The sequence below is a fragment of the Rathayibacter sp. AY1B7 genome (assembly GCF_002932735.1).
Classification (GTDB): Bacteria; Actinomycetota; Actinomycetes; order Actinomycetales; family Microbacteriaceae; genus Rathayibacter.
Window position 1 is genome coordinate 1 of the sequence record NZ_PSWK01000021.1, and the last position, 16,885, is coordinate 16,885.

Here is a 16,885-nt window from a genome sequence, read left to right on the forward strand (position 1 = left end):
ACGGGGAACAGGAACGGGGAGGGACCGGGCGGCGGGCGCCCGATCCCTCCCCGAGGCGGAGGCTAGGCCTCCTGGTCCTCGCGGCGACGGCTGCGGGCGATCAGGAGCGAGCCGAGGCCGAGGGCGACAGCACCTCCCGAGAGCAGCAGCCAGGAGCCGGTCTCCACTCCGGTGGAGGGGAGGCCGCCGGGGCCGGTCGGTGCGGTGATCGGCGCGGCCGTGGCGGTCGGTCCGGCCGTCGGCACGACGGTGGGCTCCGGGGTCGCCGTGGGCTCGGGGCTCGCGGTCGGCTCGGGCGTCACGGTCGGCTCAGGAGTCGCCGTCGGCTCGGGGGTCGCGGTCGGCTCCGGTGAGCCGGTCGGCTCAGGAGTCGCCGTGGGCTCGGGAGTCGCGGTCGGCTCCGGCGAGCCGGTCGGCTCCGGCGTCGGCGTGGGCTCCGGGGTCCCCGGCAGCTCGACGGCGGCGCCCTCCGGCGCCACGGCGAGCAGCGCCCGGGCGACGTCGCTGAACGCTCCGACCGGGTGGTTGCGGAACACCGGCGAGGTGCCGAAGAGGAAGCCCTCGGTGCCCGACTCCGTCGAGAACGAGACGGCCGAGGCCTGCCCGGCCGCGTCGCTCCGGGACTGCCCGTCGGAGTCGACCCAGTGCCCGGCGACGAACGTGCCGTCCTCCGAGTAGCTCTGCTCGACCGCGACCGACTCGTCGAAGCCGGCGAACCACAGTGCCGGCGAGACGAACGCGGTGTCCTGCGGGTAGTCGCCGAGGACTCCGCCGCCGGGCGTCTCGACCGAGACGATGCCGTTGGAGCCGCTCGTGCCGGTCTGCGCAGTCAGCTCGGCCAGGCCGAAGTCGGACACGAAGGCCGCTCCTGCGCCGCCGCGGCCGACGACGTCGCCGCCCGCCGCGAGGAACTCCTCGACCACGGTGCGGCCCACGGCCTGCTCCGCGGTGAAGGAGAGGGCGCGTCCCACGTAGAGCACGTCGGCGCCCTCGAGGGTCGCGGTGCCCGCGGTGAGCGCGGCGGCGTCGACGGCGACCGCGTCGGCGAAGCCGAGCTTGGCCAGCGCGTCGCGGTCCTCGTTCGTGCCGGAGTAGGCGACGCGGAGGGCGTCGAGCGCCTTCCCGTCCTCGGCGCGCACGCGGTCGGCGGTGGTCGCCGTGAAGTCGACGCCGAAGGCGGCGGCGGCTCCCTCGGCGGCCGCGAGCCCGGCGGCGTCTGCACGGAGGGCGATCGTGCCGTCCTCGAACTGCTCGAGGGCGACGCCGTCGGCCAGCAGCGCGTTGACGGCCTGGTACTCCAGGACGCCGCGCGGCTCGAAGGCGAGGTAGTCGGCGCCTGCCGGGACGGAGCCGACCGGAGCCACGGCGGTCACCGGCTCCAGGCCGACGGCCGGGAGGGCGTCGGTGGTGGAGCCGATCGCCTGCACGTCGGCGCCCCAGAGGAGCGAGAGGCTCCAGGCCGAGACGTCGTACATCTCGGGCACGCGGCTCGAGATGTCGCTGCCGTCGGCGAGGAGGACGTTGGCGAGGCCGCGGACCGACTGGTGCATATCGACCAGGTAGGTGCCCGCGGGGTAGGAGACTCCTCCGACGCTCGTGGCGGCCGTGGTCCGCGACACCTCGACGCCGTGGGCGAGCAGCTGCGCGACGAGGGTCTCGGCGTCCGAGACGGAGCGCTGCGTGCCCTCGACGGGGATGACGTAGGCGCGCGGGTACTCGGTCGTGTAGACGTCGGTCTCGTCCCAGATCTCGGTCCACTCGGTCGGCACGCCCGCGGGCAGGTCGGCCGCGGAGACGTCGGCGGGGATCTCGACGGCGGGGGCGCCGGTGACGCCGCGCTCGAAGATGGCGACCTGGTTACTCAGGAGCGCGTCGCGGTTGGCCTCGATGTAGTCGACGGAGGCGTCCATGACGATCCCGGCGACCTCGACGTCGATGTCCGCGTTGGCCTGGCCCTGGGCGATCTCCTCCGGAGTGCTGTTGGCCGTGCGGCCGAGCGGAAGCTCCACCGTGTTGGTGATCGCGCCCTGGAAGGCGACGTACTGCGGGGCGAAGATGGGGGGCCAGTCGTCCCAGCCCGCGCGGATGTCGCGGTAGGGGATGAGGATCTTCCCGGTGTTGTCCGTGGTGGCGCTGCCGTCCTCGGCGAGGTAGGTGTTGCCGGGCACGTCGGCCTCGACGACGCGGCGCTCGATCTCGAGCGCGGTCGCGTAGGCGTGCGGGAGGAAGAGGTCGTACTCGTAGTTCTCGCCGTGCGGCGGGCCGCAGGGCTCGACCTGGAGGATCCCGGTGTAGCCGTGGATGTCGATGAAGTACGTGGGCTGGAGCACGCTCGAGAGGTCGCGGATCACGGCCGCCTCGCTGGTGGCTCCGGTGATCATGTCGCGGTTCGGGTCGTAGCCCGCGGCGACGGCGCGCTGGCCGAGGGCGCGGCCGTCGGGGTTGTTGGTGACGGTGAAGTAGAGGCGGTTGCCCTCGAGCAGCGCCTCGGTCTCCGCGTCCTCGGCGGTGGCGACGCCCTCGATGTACTCGAGGATCGCGTCGCTGCCCTCCCACTCGTTGCCGTGGATGTTGCCGTTGAACCAGACCGGCACCTTGTAGCCGTCCATCAGCTCGGCGTCGGCGGCCGCGGCGGCGGGCTCATACTTGAGCCGGTCGCGCCACTCGGCCTGCTGCGCCGTCTCGGCCTCGGTCTCGGGGGCGGTGACGGTGACCAGGTAGATGTCGCGGCCGAGGCCGGACTTCCCGACCACCTGGGTCGAGACCCGGTCGGAGCGGGCGGCGAGCGCGTTCAGCTGCGGCGCGATGGCGTCGTAGGGGGTGACTCCGCGCAGGAGCGAGGCGTCGGTCGGGTCGACGGGCACCTCGGTCAGCGGGGTCTGCTGCGGGTAGCTGGTCGGCACCGCGATCGGAGCGGACGGCGGACGCACGATGTCCACGCGGGTGTAGTCGGCGGGTGCTGCGGTCGTGGCGGTCGCCGGCGGGGCGACCAGGAGGCCGCCGGCGGCGAGCGCGAGCGCGGCGCATCCGGAGGCGAGGGCGGTTCGAGATCTCAAGCGGAGTTCTTCCCTTGTCGAGGCGTGACGGAACGGATCGGGCCCCCGTCGGCGTCTGGATCTCCGAATCGGATGTGAACCCTCTCAGGAAGATAGAGGCTCCATGTTTCCGTCACGTGTCGGCCGGGTCAGCTGCGCGAGATGCCTCTTCGGTACGCCTCGCCCGGCGACTCGAGTGTCCGAGTGGCATCCGGCGAGAGGAGGAAGGAGGGCCCGGTCAGAGGAAGAGGGAGAGGACGAGCGTGGCGCCGAGCGCGAGGACGGAGGCGAGGGAGACGCCGACGGTCACGGACTTGAGGGCGCCGCGGACCGACTGGCCGAGGAAGCTCTGCAGCAGCCAGAAGGTGTTCGAGGTGACGTGGATGCAGAACAGCGCGCCGGAGCCCGCGGCGAGTGCGATCAGCAGCGGGTCGAGGCCGAGTGTCGCGGCGACCGGCGCGACGACTCCGGCCGCCGTGATCGCCGAGAGGGTGACCGAGCCGACCGCGATGTGCAGCACGGCCGCCATCACCCAGACGAGCAGCAGCGGCGCGGTCGCCGAGGTCGAGAAGTAGCCCTTCAGGATCTCGCCGAGGTCGCCCTGCGCGATCACCGCGGCGAGCGCCCCGCCGACGCCGGTGAGCAGGAAGATCTGCCCGCCGTCCTGGAAGCCCTTGGCGACCGCCTTCTCCATCCGCGCGGTTCCCACGGTGGACCGGCCGACCACTCCGGTGCCGATCACGGCGAGGAGGAGCGCGATGACGGGGTTCCCGAGGAACTGCAGCACCGGCAGCTCGATCCCGGAGACGGTGAGCACCGCCTGCGCGGCGATGAGCAGGAGGGCGAGGAGCATGGGCGCGAAGAGGAGCAGGAGCGGGCGCTCGCGGGCGGCGTGGGCGTCCTGCGCCTCAGCGGGACCCGCCGCGTCCTCGACGGACGAGCCGGACGAGCCGCCCGACACCGCTCCGGCTCCGCCCGAGGACGCCCCGCCGCGCCCCCGCGCGCCGAACGACGGCAGCCGTCCGCCGTCCGCATCGGGCGACGCTCCCACCTTCGCGAGCCCGGTCGTGTCGTCGCGCACGACCAGCTGCTCGTCGCGCGCCGGGTCCCAGAAGCCGAGGCGGAACGCGAGCGACATCAGCAGGATCGTGACCACGACCGTCGGCGCCACCACCGCGAATCCGCCGAGCATCATCACGCCCAGCGGCACTCCGAGCAGCCCCGCGAGCGCGACCGCGGCGAAGCCGGGCACCATCATCACGATGCCCGTCTCGAGCCCGACGGCGAAGGTCACGGCGACGATGCCGGTGCCCGCGCGCCCCAGCCGCGGCGCGATCCGGCGCGCGAGCGGGGCCGCGATCACGATCAGCGCGTCGACGAAGATCGTCTGCAGGTAGGTGGCGAAGGAGAGGCCCAGCGCGTAGGGGATCCCGCGGCGGCCGAAGACGCGCAGCAGGCCCTCGACGAGCCGGACGACGGCGCCCATCTCGTTGAGCATCGCGCCGATGAGCACGCCCCAGCCGATCAGGAGGCCCGCCTCCATCATCACCTCGCCGAAGCCGGTGGTCATCGTGGAGACGGTGTCGACGGGGCCGAGCCCGGTGAGCAGGCCGATCGCGGCGGCTCCGACGGCCAGCGCCAGCACCGGGTTGAATCGGAAGCGCACGATCGCGACGACCACCACGACGATCACGAGGGCGACGACGCCCAGGGTGTACCACTCGGGCATGACGTCCTCCTCCGCCCGCGACTGCGCGTGCCGTCACACCCTAGGGGACCGCCGCGCACCCCCTCGCCCCCGCCGGGCACGGGGCCCTAGCGTGGACGCATGGCACTGACGCTCCCCGAGCCCCGACTCCCCTCCCTCCTCGACTCCCCCGTCCTGCGCTGGGGGGTGATCGCGCCCGGCTCGATCGCCGGCTCGTTCGTCGAGGCGCTGCAGAAGCACACGCGGCAGCGCGTGGTCTCGGTGGGCTCCCGCTCGCTGGAGCGCGCGGAGCGGTTCGCGAGCCGGTTCGGGATCGAGCGGGCCTCGGCCGGCTACGAGGCCGTGGTCGAGGATCCGGAGGTCGACGTGGTCTACATCGCCTCCCCGCACTCGGAGCACGCCCGCCAGGCACTGCTCGCCATCGCCGCGGGCAAGCACATCCTGGTCGAGAAGCCGTTCGCGCCGACCCCGGGCGAGGCCGAGATGATGGTGCACGCCGCGCGCGACGCCGGAGTCTTCGCGATGGAGGCGATGTGGATGCGCTACCTGCCCCACATGGACGTCGTGCGGCAGCTGCTCGCCGACGGGGCGGTCGGCGCTCCCGCCGTCGTCTCGGCCGACTTCGGCGCCGCCTTCGACTTCGACCCCTCCAGCCGGATCTTCGACCCGGCGCTCGCGGGCGGCGGCCTGCTGGACGTCGGCGTCTACGCCTCCTCCTTCGTCTCGATGGTGGCGGGCACCCCGCAGAGCACCGTCGTCGCCGGCAGCATGACCTCGACGGGCGTCGACGCGACCGCGACGATCGTCGGCAGCCATGCGCACGGGGTGCAGTCGGTGGCCACCTCGACCGTGCTGGCCGACACCCGCCACGCGGCGAGCGTAGCGGGGCGGGCGGGGCGGATCGACGTGCACCCGTCGTTCTGGACGCCGGGCGGCGTGACGCTCACCCGCGGCTCCGAGAGCGGATCGTGGATCGACGAGACGCCGCTCCAGGGCGGCGAGGGCCTCGCCTGGGAGGCGCTGCACGTCGCGCAGTACGTGACGGAGGGGCGCACCGAGTCGCCGCTGCACCCGCTCGACGAGGTGGTCGCCGTGGTGCGGACCCTCGACGACGCGCGCCGCCGGCTGGGCGTCTCGGTGTAGGGCGGGCGGCGGGAGACCGCCGTCCCGGCCCTCAGCCCGCCGGCAGCTCGACGCGGAAGCTCGTCCGCCCCGGCTGGGACGCGACGAGGACGCGCCCGCCGTGGGCGTCGACGACCGCCGTCACGATCGCCAGGCCCAGCCCCGTCGATCCGGTCGTGCGCGCTCGGGAGGAGTCGCCGCGGGCGAAGCGCTCGAACAGCACCGGCACCAGCTCCGGCGCGATGCCCGGGCCGGAGTCGGTGACCGTGACGACCGCGATCGGCCGCCCCTCCGACACCTCCTCGGCGAGCGCCGCCACGACCCGGGTGCCGGGGGGCGTGTGCACGGTCGCGTTCCGCAGCAGATTGGCGACCACCTGGTGCAGCCGGAAGCCGTCGCCACGGATCTCGATCGGCTCCTCGGGGAGCTCGAGGTCCCACTCGTGGTCGGGGCCCGCGGCGTGCGCGTCCGAGAGCGCCTCGATCACGAGCAGCGTCAGGTCGACGGGCTCCTTCTCGAGGTCGCGGCCCTCGTCGAGGCGGGCGAGCAGGAGGAGGTCCTCGACCAGCGAGGTCATCCGGGTGGCGGCGGACTCGATCCGGTCGAGGGAGTAGGCCGCCGACTCCGGCAGCTCGGTCCCGCCGCGCCGGGGCAGCTCCGCGTAGCCGCGGATCGCCGCGAGGGGAGTGCGCAGCTCGTGCGAGGCGTCGGCGACGAACTGCCGCACCTTGTCCTCGCTCGCCTGCCGCGACTCCAGAGCACCGGTGACGTGGTCGAGCATGCGGTTGAAGGCGGCGCCGACGCGGCCGACCTCGGTGCGGGTGTCGGTGTCCTCCTCCGGGACCCGCTCGACCAGCTCGACGGCGCCGCGGTCCAGCGGCAGCTCGGCCACGCGGGTCGCCGTCGCCTCCACCCGCTCCAGGGGCCGCAGTGCCACGCGGATCATCGCGGTGGCGACGAGGGCGACCAGCAGCATCGCCAGCAGCACCACCACGACGACCACCCAGGTGAGGGAGGCGAGCGTCTCGGCGACCTCGCCCAGGGGGACGCCGACGACGACGACGGAACCCTCGACCGCCGCCGCGCGCACGCGGTAGGTCCCGAGGCTCCCGGGCAGCTCGATGGTCGCCTCCTCGCCCCCCGCGGCGACGGCCGCCGCGAGCACCGAGTCGGCCGGGTCCGAGAACTGCCGGCAGACCCCGTCGGCGTCGACGTAGGCGCCGATGAAGGAGCCGTCCGAGCCCTGGACGGCGGTGATGGTGCTGAGGTTCTGGCTCGGGCCGCCGCCGAAGGATCCGCTCGGGCAGGTCGTGGCCTGCTCGATCGCGCTCGACCCGCCGAAGCGGCTCGGCCCGTCGAAGTCCTGGAGGCGCGTGACCGACTGGCTGAGCGACGCGTCCGTGCTGCCGTAGAGGATCGAGCGGGCGGAGAGCACGCTGACCGCTCCCACGACGCCCGCCGTCACCGCGACGAGCGCGACCACGGCGACGACCATCCGCCGCCGCAGAGTCCACGGCGCGCGCCGGCCGCGGCGGGAGCTGCGGAGGGCGGAGCGGGTCGCGAAGTCGCCGAGCGACGGGCGGCCGGTGCGGCTCACTGGTCGGCGGGCTTCAGGAGGTAGCCGGCGCCGCGCACGGTGTGGATCATCGGCGAGCGGCCGGCGTCGATCTTCTTGCGCAGGTACGAGATGTAGATCTCGACCACGCTCGACTTGCCGCCGAAGTCGTACGACCAGACCCGGTCGAGGATCTGGGCCTTGCTGAGCACGCGGCGCGGATTGCGCATCAGGAAGCGCAGCAGCTCGAACTCGGTGGCGGTCAGCTCGATCTCGTCGCCGCCACGGCGGACCTCGTGGCTGTCCTCGTTCAGCACCAGGTCCCCCACGACGACCTCGGGGTCGTCCGCGTCGTTGGCGAGCAGGGTGCTGCGGCGGATGAGGCCGCGCATCCGGGCGACCAGCTCCTCGAGGGAGAAGGGCTTGGTGACGTAGTCGTCGCCGCCGGCGGTGAGCCCGGCGATCCGGTCGTCGAGCGCGTCCTTCGCGGTGAGGAAGAGGACCGGGGTCTCGCTGCCGTCCGCGCGGACCCGCTGCAGGACCTGGAGGCCGTCGATGTCGGGGAGCATCACGTCGAGCACGATCACGTCGGGCCGGAACTCGCGGGTGATCGTGATCGCGGCGCGGCCCTCGGCGGCGGTGCGCACCTCCCAGCCCTCGTAGCGCAGCGCCATCTGAAGCAGGTCGGTGAGGGTGCTCTCGTCGTCGACGACGAGGACGCGGATCGGCGTACCGTCGGCCCGCTTCAGGCGGGTGCGCTGCGCGGGGGCGAGGTGCTTCGAGGGGGCCGGGGTGCTCATGACTCCAGTATCGGGAGTTCCCTATGGATCGGCTATGAGCGGCCGATGCCTTCGCTGTGCGCTCCCGATGCGTCCTCCGCGGGATCGGCGTCGAGCTCCTCCGGAGCGATCGCCGCGGTGCGCGCATAGCCGCGGACCCGCCGGTCGATGAAAGTCGCCACCCAGAGCAGGACGCCGATCACGAGCAGCACCCCCGCGATGCCGTACTGGGCGGTGTCGCGTCCCGAGGTGATCGGCAGCACCAGGTAGACGCAGGCGATCGTGCCCAGCACCGGCAGCACGGTGGGGGTCCGGAAGTGACGGTGCTCGACCGGCTGCCGCCGCAGCACCAGCACGGAGACGTTGACGACGGCGAAGACCGCCAGCAGGAGGAGCGACGTGGTCCCGCCCAGGAGCACCGCGATGGGGTCGGAGGGGTCGCGCGACACGTAGGCGGTGAGGAGCAGGGCGATCACAGTCGTGAAGAGGATCGCGGCCCACGGCGTGCGCCGTCCGCGCAGCACGTTCTGCAGGAACGGCGGCAGCACGCCCTGGCGGCTCATCCCGTAGAGCAGGCGGCTGGCCATCATCATGTTGATCAGCGCGCTGTTGGCCACGGCGAAGAGCGAGATGAAGGGCAGGAGCGTCGAGATCGGGAAGTCGGGCGCCGCGGCCTCGACGACCGTGACGAGCGGAGTGTCGTTGCCGGCCAGCTCCCCCACGGGGACGATCGCGACGGCGAGCGTGGACACGAGCACGTAGACCACGGCGGTGATGCCGAGACCCGTGAGCATCACGCGCGGGAAGATGCGGCTGGGCTCCTTCGTCTCCTCCGCCATGTTCACGGAGTCCTCGAAGCCGACCATCGCGAAGAACGCCAGCGAGGTCGCGGTGCTCACCGCGAGCAGCAGCGACTTGTCCTCCGGCGCCTCGAACGCGACCACCCGCGAGAAGTCGGCCTGCCCGCCGAACACGGCGAAGAAGCACACGAAGATCACCAGCAGCAGGCCCGAGAGCTCGATCAGGGTGAGCACCACGTTCAGCCCGACGCTCTCGGCGACGCCCCGCAGGTTCACCAGGGCGATGCAGACCATGAACACCAGCGCGATGCTCAACCGCGTCCCCGCGCCGTCCCCGAGCCCGAAGCCGATCGCGAAGTTGCTCGCGAAGGCGCCCGAGGCGGCGGAGGCCGAGGTGATCCCGCTCGCCATCACGGTGAAGCAGACGAGGAACGTGACGAAGTGGATCCCGAACGCCTTGTGCGCGTAGAGCGCGGCGCCCGCCGCCTGCGGGTACTTCGTCACCAGCTCCAGGTACGAGCAGGCGGTGAGCGTGGCGACGACGAACGCGATCACGAAGGGGAGCCACGCGGCCCCGCCCACCTCGGCCGCGACCTGCCCGGTGAGCGCGTAGATCCCGGTGCCGAGGATGTCGCCGACCACGAACAGCAGCAGCAGCTTGGGGCCGAGCACGCGCTTGAGCTCGGGCGGGGCGGACGTCTCTCTCGTGGCGGTCATCGTCGGCCCCTCCCGTTGCGGATGAGCGCGAGCCTACGACCGCGGGCACCGCCCCGGGAAGAGCGGGCGCCCGGAGAGCAGGAGCCGACGACACCCACCACTCTGCCGTCGCGCCGTGCGCAGCGCAGCCTCCACCTCGCCGGCGGGAGGCTGCGCGAGGCCGGCTGACCGGATGCTGCCACGGCCGGAGCCTGCCCGGACGTCCCGTGGGCCCCCGACCCTCCGCCCCGCGCGGAGCCGGGGGTCCGCCGCATGTCCGGATGCTGCCGTGCCCGGATGCTGATCTGGTGCCGCCGACGGGCCTCCGCGAGGCTCGGAGGACCACGACGAGAGGACGCACCATGACCGCCACTGCACCCGCCGCCACCCCGCACCTCGGCCCCGTCGCCGCCGGAGGCGCCCTCGCCTGGGCCGCGCTGGCCGCGCTCCTCCTGCTCGGGGAGCCGCACCCCGCGGCGGTCCTCCTGCTCGTGCTCGCCGCCGCCGCCGCGACCTCGCTGAGCGTCGTCGCCGTCGCCCGCCGGCAGCCCCCCGCCCGCCGTACCGGAGTCGTGATCGGTCTCCTCGCCCCCCTCCTCGCGAACGCCGGTCTCACTCCGCTCGCCGCGCTGGTCGGCCCGGCCGTGTTCGGAGCGGTAGCGCTGGTCCTCGCCGGTGAGCTCGCCGTCGTCGCGGTTCTCGCGCGGCGGCGCTGAGTGCGCGCCTCCTACACTCGGGAGGGTCGGGAGAACGGGGGGCCGCCGGTGCTGAGCGAGAACGCGATCGCGCTGTACCTGCACGCGTCCGTGCGCGGAGACTGGTCGCTCGAGAGCGCGTCGGACGAGCTCGGCGTCACCGTCGACGGCCTCCGCGAGGCGCGCGACGAGCTGATCGGGCTCCGGCTGCTCGCTCCGCTGCACGCGGGCGCGGAGTCGCTCGCCACGGCCGCGCCGGACATCGCCCTGGCCGAGCTGATCGCCGACGACGAGCGGCGCCTCCTCGAGCTGCAGACCGGGATCACCCGCCGCCGCAGCGAGCTGATGGCCCTCGTCCCCGCCTACCGGAGCGCCCGCAGCGCCCTCGCCGCCGCGGAGCAGGTGGAGGTGATCGAGGACCCGGCGACCGTCCTCCGGCTGCTCCTCGACCTGCAGCGCGGAGCCTCGGAGGAGGTGCTGATCGCCGCTCCCGGCACCAGCAGCGTGGAGCGGCACGAGGCGAGCGACGCCGTCGACCGCGAGCTGCTCGGGCGCGGTATCGCGAGACGGACGCTGTACCACGACCGCCGCCGCGACAACGCGGCCCTCCGGCGCTCGGTCGCGGAGCTCGAGCCGCTGGGCGCGCGGTTCCGGACCCTCCCGGTGCTGCCCTTCCGGCTGGTGGTCTTCGACCGCTCCCTCGCGATCGTCGCCCGCTCCCGGGACGAGGACGACCGCGCCGCCCTGGTCGTCCGCTCCTCCGAGCTCGCGGCGACCCTGGCGCGCGTCTTCGACGCGGCGTGGGAGTTCGCAGCGCCCCTGCACGCGGCAGGTGCCGAGGAGGAGCCCTCCCTCTCCGCGGTACAGCGGTCGATCCTGCAGGGCCTCGCCGCCGGGCTCACCGACGAGGCGCTCGCGGCACGGCTGGACCTCAGCGTGCGCACCTGCCGTCGGCACATCGCCGGTCTCTTCGAGCTGCTCGGCGCCGAGAGCCGCTTCCAGGCGGGCGTGCTCGCGTCTCGGCGGGGCTGGCTGCCGGTCCGACCGCGCTGACGCCGGCCGTCGGCGAGCTCAGCGCCGCGGAGCCGCGGTGTTGGAACGGGGTGTCCGCTAGCGGACACGTCCTCTTCCGGCTCTTGTCCCGGCACTCTCCCAGGTCGAACATGGGGACCGCCGCCGACATCCCCGATGACGGGCGGCCTCCGCACCGCGACACCGTACCCGACGGGACCGCGGCCCCGACGCCCGCGCCGTACCCGACGGACCGCGGCGCATCAGCGACCTGAGCCGAACGCGCGCACAGGCGCTCCTCCGGCGCGCCGTCCGGCACCCCCGACCGACGACGCTCCGGGCCCCCGCTTCCACCTACCCGAAGAGCTCACCCGTGAACCCCAGCACCCCCGCCCGCCCTGTTCCTCCCTCTCCACCCGAGATCCGCCCGCTCCTGACGCGCCAGCAGCGCGTCGCCAGCCCCCGTGCCGTCACCAGCCGCGCCAAGCAGCAGTCGCCCTCGCTCATCATGATCGTGCTGCTCTCCGGCGCCGGCGCGCTGCTCTACGGCGCCTTCCTGCTCAACCCGCGCAACATCGGCGACCCCCTCCCGTTCGCCATCGTCATCATCTGCGAGCTCTACCTGATCGGCCAGGCCGCGCTCACGATGTGGACCGCCCTGTCGAGCACCTACGACCCGCGCGACTCCGCCTTCCACTCCGCTCGAGCGACGCTCTACGGGAGCCCGGTCGACGGCATCCCGATCGGCGAGGACCTCTACCTCGGCCGCCGCCGCATCACCGTCGACGTCTTCATCACGACCTACAGGGAGGACCCCGCGATCATCGAGGAGACGGCCCGTGCGGCCCGCGACATGCGCGGCACCCACGTGACGTGGCTCCTCGACGACGGGGACGACCCGCAGGTCGCCGCGATCGCCGAGCGCCTGGGCGTCCGCTACGTGGTGCGCGAGGACCGCGCGGGTGCCAAGGCCGGCAACGTGAACCACGCGCTCCGTCTGACCGACTCGGACTTCGCCGTGATGATCGACGCCGACTTCGTGACCGTGCCGGAGTTCCTGGAGGAGACTCTCCCCTTCTTCGCCCACGACGACGTCGCCTTCGTGCAGGCCCCGCAGGTCTACGGGAACGCGCACAACTTCATCTCGCGCGGCTCCGCCTACATGCAGATCGTCTTCTACGCCCTCACCCAGCCGGGCAAGAACAAGTACAACTCCGCCTTCTGCGTGGGCACCAACGCCGTCTTCCGCCGCAAGGCCCTCGACGACATCGGCGGGATGTACGAGGGCTCGCAGTCCGAGGACATCTGGACGTCGATCTTCGTGCACGAGCGCGGCTGGCGCTCGATCTTCGTGCCGATGACCCTCGCGGTCGGGCGCACGCCCGAGACGATCGAGGCCTTCGTCCGCCAGCAGGTCCGCTGGGCCGTCGGCGGGTTCGAGATCCTGCTCAAGCACAACCCGTTCTCGCCGAAGCGCCGGCTCACGACCGACCAGCGCGTGCAGTACTTCATGACCGTCACGTTCTACTTCACCGGGATCGTGCCGCTGGGCCTGATCGTGCTGCCCCCGCTGCAGATCTACCTGAACATCACGCCGGTCAGCCTCGAGGTGCCGCTCGTCGAGTGGATCCTCTTCTACTGCGGGTTCTACGTGCTGCAGATCGGGCTCGCGCTGTTCATCATCGGCTCGTTCCGGTGGGAGACGCTGCTGCTGTCGACCGTCACCTTCCCGATGTACACGAAGGCGTTCTTCCTCGCTCTCGCGGGCCGGAAGCCGGCCTGGACCTCGACGGGCGCGACCGGGCAGGCCGCCTCGCCCTTCAACTTCATCAAGGTGCAGATGGTCTTCCTGGTGTTCCTGGCCGCGACCTCCGTCATCGGCTTCCTCAAGGCGGAGTGGACCGCGGAGTACTCGGTGGCGCTCGCCTGGAACGTCCTGAACACCCTCACGCTCGGAGCGTTCGCGGTGATCGCGGCGCGCGAGCACGTCCTCCTGAAGCGCGCCGCCCGGGCCGAGGTGGTCGCTCCGAGCGGCCCCGCCGCCGCGGGACGCCACGGACTCGCCGTGGGTGCGGCATGACCGCGCTGCGCTGGCTCGGCTTCCTCGCCTCGTGCGCCCTCGCGCTCGGCGTCGCCGCCGCCGGCCTGGTCTACGCGAACAACTCCTCGCTCACCGTGCGGGCGGCGAGCGCTCAGCTCGTCACCGACGAGTACTCGCTGGGGACGCCCTACGCGGGCACGATCCAGGACCTCACGATCTCCCGCGGCGACGCGGTGGAGAAGGGCGACGTGCTCTTCAGCCTGCAGAGCACCGTCCTCGAGTCCGACATGCAGACGAAGACGTTCACCAGCGCCGATGTCGGCTACCGGATCGAGGAGGGCGGCCTGATGGTCTTCACGGCGGCGCTGGACGGCGTGGTCACGTCGGTCGACGCCGAGATCGGCTCCTTCGTCGAGGAGGACCAGATGATCGCGGTCGTCGCGATCTCGGACTCGATCCACCTCGAGAGCGAGTTCGTGCTCGGCGCCCGGGACTACTCGCGGGTCCCGATCGGCGGCACCGTCGCCGTGGCGATGCCGGACGGGACGACCGTCGACGCCGAGATCTACGACGTCGAGGTGGAGCGGTTCCACGAGGGGCGGGCGACGACCGTCATCCGCGCGCGCACCGACGAGATCACGACGCAGGACTACACCGTGGTCGGAGCTCCCGTCGCGGCGGAGGTGCGGCTCCGCGACGACGGCGACGGCTTCGGCGGCTGGCTGGTCGCCCAGCTCGGCAGGCTCTTCACGCCCGGCGGGTTCGCGCGGTGAGGCGCGGGGCGGGGGCGGCCCTCGCTCTCGCTCTCGCCCTCGCCCTCGCGCTCGCGGGCCTCACCGGATGCACGTCCGACCGCTCCGTGTCCGACTGGGCCGTGGCAGCGTCCGTGCACGCGCGGGAGCTGCCGCAGGTCCCCGGCCCCTACGCGGGGACGCCGCGGCTCGCCGAAGGGGTGCGGCCGCCGACGAACTCGTGGGTGTCCGGACCGGTGTTCGGGGAGGATCTCCCGCTCTACACGGGGATCCTCACCGTCACGCCGCGCGCCGACGGCTTCACCGTCGGCCTCCCGATCGTGGAGGCGGCTCCGCGGACCGTCTACGCCCTCGCCCGGGACGATCTCACCGTGACGGTCCCCTCGAGCGCGGTGGCGCTCTCCGCGTTCGACGACCTCGTCGCGCACTGGAGCCTCGCGGGTGCCGGTGAGCTCGTCGCAGCCGAGGGCTGGCCCTACGCCTCCTACCGGACCGAGAGCGCCCAGACGGTGCTGATCGGAGGCGCCACCGCTCCCGAGCGCGCGGCCGGCGGCCTGCTCCTGGTCACCGCGGGCGGACAGCGGTACGGGCTGGTGGCGCCCGCCGCCGCCCTCGATACGTTCCCCCGGATGACGCTGGACGGCACGCTGCTCCTCTTCGCGGTGCCTCCGGGAGCGAGCAGGGCGCGGATCGACGAGCTTCGGCGTCGCGCAGTGCCCCTCGAGGGCGCGAGCGTCTCCCACGACGTCACGGCGAGCACCACCACCACGACCTACGCGCTGCGGACCGAGGGCGGCGCCGAGACGTTCTTCGGCCTCGGGGCCGAGGGGGCGATCGGCTACGACACGCTCTACGGCCGGGTGGGGCTCCGTGCGGGAACGTCGTTCTCCCGCGCCGCCCCCACTATCGTCGAGTCGGGGGCGCTCGATCTCGGCTCCCTCACGGCCGAGGAGAAGACGACGCTCCGGACGCAGGTGCCGCTCGACGCCGCGGCCACCCGCTTCGCCGCGCCCGACACCTACGGAGCCGGCAAGGAGCTCTACCGCGCCGCTGCTCTGCACCGTCTCGCCGTCGACCTCGGCCTGGAGGAGGTGGCGGCCGACCTGCACGACCGGATCGCCGCAGAGCTCGACCAGTGGCTCGACCCGCGCGGCTGCGCACCGGGCGCCGTGAAGTGCGTCGTCTACGACCCGGTGCTCGGAGGCGTCGTCGGCTCCGCGCCGTCGTTCGGGTCCGACGCGTTCAACGACCACCATTTCCACTACGGCTACCTGCTCTCCGCCGTCGGGATGCTGGCCGCTGAGGACCCGTCCCTCCTCGAGCGGTACCGGACCGTCGCGGACCTGCTCGCCCTGGATCTCGCCTCTCCCGTCGACACCGCCGAGTTCCCGCGGCTGCGCGTGTTCGACGTATACCGCGGCCACTCCTGGGCCTCGGGGCTCGCTCCGGCCCGCGACGGCAACGACCAGGAGTCGGTGTCCGAGGCGGTCAACGCCTGGAACGGCCTCGCCCTCTGGGCCGCCGCCTCCGGGAACGCGCCGCTGCTCGAGGAGGCGCGCTGGCTGCTCTCCCTCGAGACGCAGGCGGCCGCAGACCTGTGGCTGAGCCCGGAGACGCCGGTCGGCTTCGAAGCGCCGTTCGTCGCGATCAACTGGGGCGGCAAGCGCGACTACGCCACCTTCTTCGACGCGACACCCTCGGCGCTGCTGGGGATCGAGCTGATCCCGATGCCGCCGTCGACCGCGTTCCTCCCCGACCCCTCGCGGGTCGACGAGCTCGTGGCCGGAGCCTCAGGCGCGCCGCTCGCCGACTACGTGCTGATGCTCCAGGCGACGAGCGACCCGGCCGCGGCTCTCGCGCGGGCGGAGCGCCTGCCGGACTCCTCGATCGACAGCGCCGACTCGCGCAGCTACCTGGTGGCGTGGATCCTCACCCGCTGATCCCGCACAGCCCGCTCAGCCCGCGTGCGCTCCGAGGAACGCGAGCGCCCGCGGCCAGGCGTCGGTCGCCGCCTCGGCCTGGTAGGTCTGCTCGTTCGCGTCGTTGAAGAAGGCGTGGCCCGCTCCCGGGTAGACGACGACCTCGACGTCCTTGCCCTCGGTCGCCTCGCGGAGGCGCGGCACCTGCTCGACGAGGGGAGCGTCCTGATCGCCCAGGAACGCCAGCACCGGCACCTGCAGCGCGCCGAGCTCCTCCGCGGACGCGGTGACGTGCCCGTAGAACGGCACGGCCGCCGCCAGCCGCGGCTCGGCCAGCGCGAGCGCCCACGAGAAGGTGCCGCCGTAGCAGAACCCGGTGACGGAGACGCTGGTCGCGCCCTCCTGGCGCAGGAGCCGCTCGACGAGGGCGCGGAGGATCGCGACGGTGCGCGTCGCGTGCTCCGGAGTGAAGACGGGGGCGAAGAAGGTGCGCAGCTCGACCTGGCGCGGCAGGCGCCGCACCGGGTGGTCGTAGTCGGCGCGCTGCTCCTCGTCGAGCTGCTCGAGCAGGCCGCTGTCAGCCAGGAGCTCGGGGGCGACGACGCTGTAGCCCTCGGCCGCGTAGCGGTCGGCGACCGAGCGGATGTGCCCGTCGACCCCCCAGACCTCGTGGATCAGGATCAGCGCGCGGCCGCCCTCACCGCTGCGGTACACCGGTACGTCGTGCTCGGCCAGGGTCCAGGTCTCATCGCTCGTGGGCATGCTCGCACCC

General features: G+C 73.0%; 12 protein-coding genes. 6 read left to right on the forward strand and 6 right to left on the reverse strand.

The window, feature by feature from the left end:
* Positions 1-62: 62 nt before the first annotated feature.
* Positions 63-3,056: a M14 family zinc carboxypeptidase gene (locus tag C5C95_RS12040; RefSeq protein WP_104324514.1), complete on the reverse strand. Its 2,994-nt coding sequence runs from the start codon at positions 3,054-3,056 to the stop codon at positions 63-65.
* 217 nt (positions 3,057-3,273) lie between these two features.
* Positions 3,274-4,764: a GntP family permease gene (locus C5C95_RS12045; RefSeq protein ID WP_104324515.1), complete on the reverse strand. Its 1,491-nt coding sequence runs from the start codon at positions 4,762-4,764 to the stop codon at positions 3,274-3,276.
* 99 nt (positions 4,765-4,863) lie between these two features.
* Between C5C95_RS12045 and C5C95_RS12050 the strand changes: the two genes are divergently transcribed.
* Complete coding sequence (locus C5C95_RS12050) at positions 4,864-5,886, forward strand: Gfo/Idh/MocA family protein (protein ID WP_104234222.1); 1,023 nt, start codon at positions 4,864-4,866, stop codon at positions 5,884-5,886.
* 31 nt (positions 5,887-5,917) lie between these two features.
* Here the strand turns inward: C5C95_RS12050 and C5C95_RS12055 are convergent, their stop codons facing one another.
* From C5C95_RS12055 to C5C95_RS12065, 3 genes are read right to left on the reverse strand one after another with little or no spacing between them, the layout of a single operon-like run.
* Positions 5,918-7,462: a cell wall metabolism sensor histidine kinase WalK gene (locus C5C95_RS12055; protein WP_219814758.1), complete on the reverse strand. Its 1,545-nt coding sequence runs from the start codon at positions 7,460-7,462 to the stop codon at positions 5,918-5,920.
* Positions 7,459-8,220 (reverse strand): response regulator transcription factor, encoded by a 762-nt coding sequence (locus tag C5C95_RS12060; protein WP_104223650.1) that lies wholly within the window; start codon positions 8,218-8,220, stop codon positions 7,459-7,461. Before C5C95_RS12060 ends, C5C95_RS12055 begins: the two co-directional genes overlap by 4 nt.
* Positions 8,221-8,252: 32 nt before the next feature.
* Positions 8,253-9,716, reverse strand: coding sequence for an APC family permease (locus C5C95_RS12065; RefSeq protein ID WP_104324516.1), 1,464 nt, complete (start codon positions 9,714-9,716; stop codon positions 8,253-8,255).
* Between the two features lie 341 nt (positions 9,717-10,057).
* Here C5C95_RS12065 and C5C95_RS12070 point away from each other — a divergent pair, with 341 nt between their 5' ends.
* The 5 genes from C5C95_RS12070 to C5C95_RS12090 all read left to right on the forward strand — a co-directional run bounded on the left by C5C95_RS12070 (position 10,058) and on the right by C5C95_RS12090 (position 16,134).
* Positions 10,058-10,411 (forward strand): hypothetical protein, encoded by a 354-nt coding sequence (locus C5C95_RS12070; protein WP_104324517.1) that lies wholly within the window; start codon positions 10,058-10,060, stop codon positions 10,409-10,411.
* Between the two features lie 48 nt (positions 10,412-10,459).
* Entirely contained in the window at positions 10,460-11,443 is a 984-nt protein-coding gene (locus C5C95_RS12075; RefSeq protein WP_104324518.1) for a helix-turn-helix transcriptional regulator, read from the forward strand.
* A 331-nt stretch (positions 11,444-11,774) separates the two neighbouring features.
* On the forward strand, positions 11,775-13,481 hold the full coding sequence (locus C5C95_RS12080; RefSeq protein WP_104324519.1) for a glycosyltransferase family 2 protein: 1,707 nt from the start codon (positions 11,775-11,777) through the stop codon (positions 13,479-13,481).
* Positions 13,478-14,215 (forward strand): biotin/lipoyl-binding protein, encoded by a 738-nt coding sequence (locus tag C5C95_RS17495; RefSeq protein ID WP_104247768.1) that lies wholly within the window; start codon positions 13,478-13,480, stop codon positions 14,213-14,215. Before C5C95_RS12080 ends, C5C95_RS17495 begins: the two co-directional genes overlap by 4 nt.
* Positions 14,212-16,134 carry a glycosyl hydrolase gene (locus C5C95_RS12090; protein WP_104324520.1) on the forward strand — a complete coding sequence of 641 codons (1,923 nt, stop codon included), beginning with the start codon at positions 14,212-14,214 and terminating at the stop codon, positions 16,132-16,134. The genes C5C95_RS17495 and C5C95_RS12090 overlap by 4 nt, the downstream gene beginning before the upstream one ends.
* Before the next feature lie 15 nt (positions 16,135-16,149).
* Here C5C95_RS12090 and C5C95_RS12095 read toward each other — a convergent pair whose 3' ends face one another.
* Positions 16,150-16,875, reverse strand: a complete 726-nt coding sequence (locus C5C95_RS12095; RefSeq protein ID WP_104282054.1) for a dienelactone hydrolase family protein — start codon at positions 16,873-16,875, stop codon at positions 16,150-16,152.
* Positions 16,876-16,885 lie beyond the last annotated feature (10 nt).

Bases quoted from the DNA above. Each gene is read 5' to 3' on its own strand.
- C5C95_RS12050 (WP_104234222.1), top strand. From the start codon at position 4,864: ATGGCACTGACGCTCCCCGAGCCCCGACTCCCCTCCCTCCTCGACTCC.
- C5C95_RS17495 (WP_104247768.1), top strand. From the start codon at position 13,478: ATGACCGCGCTGCGCTGGCTCGGCTTCCTCGCCTCGTGCGCCCTCGCG.
- C5C95_RS12060 (WP_104223650.1), bottom strand. From the start codon at position 8,220: ATGAGCACCCCGGCCCCCTCGAAGCACCTCGCCCCCGCGCAGCGCACC.
- C5C95_RS12070 (WP_104324517.1), top strand. From the start codon at position 10,058: ATGACCGCCACTGCACCCGCCGCCACCCCGCACCTCGGCCCCGTCGCC.
- C5C95_RS12045 (WP_104324515.1), bottom strand. From the start codon at position 4,764: ATGCCCGAGTGGTACACCCTGGGCGTCGTCGCCCTCGTGATCGTCGTG.
- C5C95_RS12065 (WP_104324516.1), bottom strand. From the start codon at position 9,716: ATGACCGCCACGAGAGAGACGTCCGCCCCGCCCGAGCTCAAGCGCGTG.
- C5C95_RS12095 (WP_104282054.1), bottom strand. From the start codon at position 16,875: ATGCCCACGAGCGATGAGACCTGGACCCTGGCCGAGCACGACGTACCG.